Annotated in this window: 2 protein-coding genes; one reads left to right on the top strand and one right to left on the bottom strand. The window is 49.0% G+C overall.

Annotated elements, in window-relative coordinates; all coding sequences use genetic code 11:
• The coding region (locus B3O33_RS10950; RefSeq protein WP_292363583.1) for an ApaG domain at window positions 1–174 on the top strand (174 nt) is incomplete at its 5' end.
• 11 nt (window positions 175–185) lie between these two features.
• Here the strand turns inward: B3O33_RS10950 and B3O33_RS10955 are convergent.
• Complete coding sequence (locus tag B3O33_RS10955; protein WP_292362305.1) at window positions 186–1,046, bottom strand: pentapeptide repeat-containing protein; 861 nt, start codon at window positions 1,044–1,046, stop codon at window positions 186–188.
• Between the last annotated feature and the right edge of the window lie 176 nt (window positions 1,047–1,222).

Consider the following 1,222-nt stretch of genomic DNA (forward strand, 5'->3'; position numbering starts at 1 on the left):
GGTCAGCATCCTTATCTGGCGCCAACAGAAACATTTACCTACACCAGTGCGGCGATGCTGGATACCCCGGTTGGTATGATGCAGGGCCATTACAACATGATGGATGATAATGGTAGCCGATTTGCCGTCGATATCCCGGCGTTCACGCTGGCCGCACCGCAAAAACTCCATTGATGGCAGGTATTTTACAAACAGCTGCCAACTGAACCTGCTGCACAAATCCGCCCATCAATCCAGATAGCCTTATCCAGCCTGGCATCTTGCAAATCGCTGCCACCCAGCTTGGCATCCCGTAAATTGGCAAAACTTAAATCACTGTTGGATAAATTACTGTAGGACAGATCAGCCTGTTGCAGGTTGGCGCCTTTCAGATTAGCTCCCTGCAGGCTGGCATAACTCAGATTGCTAAGTTGTAAATCGGCATAACTCATATCAACTTCCATCAGATCGGCGCTCATCAGGTTTGACATGGCCAGCACACTGTTACGCAGGTTGGCTTTGGTCAGGTTAGCAGCGGGAATATCCATTGCCGGTTTCAGACAGTTTTCCCAGTTCGCGTTGGGCGCAGGCACACTGTCACAATCAGCTTCCGATAGACTTGACGGTGTCGGGAATAATATGGCGAAGCTGAAAATAGCGATGAGAATCAGGCTGATAATCAGCAATGGCCAGAAACGGGCAGGACGTTGAGGTTTGAGCTTTTGTAATAATGCACTGCGTTGCTGGCGCTGCTGAATTAAAAAGTCTGGTTCCAGTCTGCGTCGTTGTTCCCGACGCATTTCACGTTCAGCTTCGGTCATAGGTTGCTGATTGCGGCGATCAAAACCATCACGTTCATCAAGAGGTAACGGTGGTGGGGTGATAGGATCGACAACTTCCAGTTCGATGATATCGCCTAATGGCTGCCAGTTTTTTTGGTCCGAACTGATCTCTGTTTGGGCATCAATTCTGCCTAACTGCAGATTACTTTTCAGCAGGGCTATGGTGAACGGTCCACTGATCCTTGTATTTTGGCGGGTATACCATTTTGTACTGAATTTTTTCATTGGCCGGTCTTTGGCAACAAGTTGGTTGTTATACTAGCATTGTGTTTAATTCCAGGTGAATTCATGCAAATACCTCAGACCTCACAGGCTGCTCAGGTCACTGTAACGGGATCGGCAAGTCAAACGCCAGCGTTGACACCGGGACAAGTTGCGCAGGCTGTGGTGATATCGGCTGG

This window comes from Methylophaga sp. UBA1464 (assembly GCF_002325665.1).
Classification (GTDB): Bacteria; Pseudomonadota; Gammaproteobacteria; order Nitrosococcales; family Methylophagaceae; genus Methylophaga.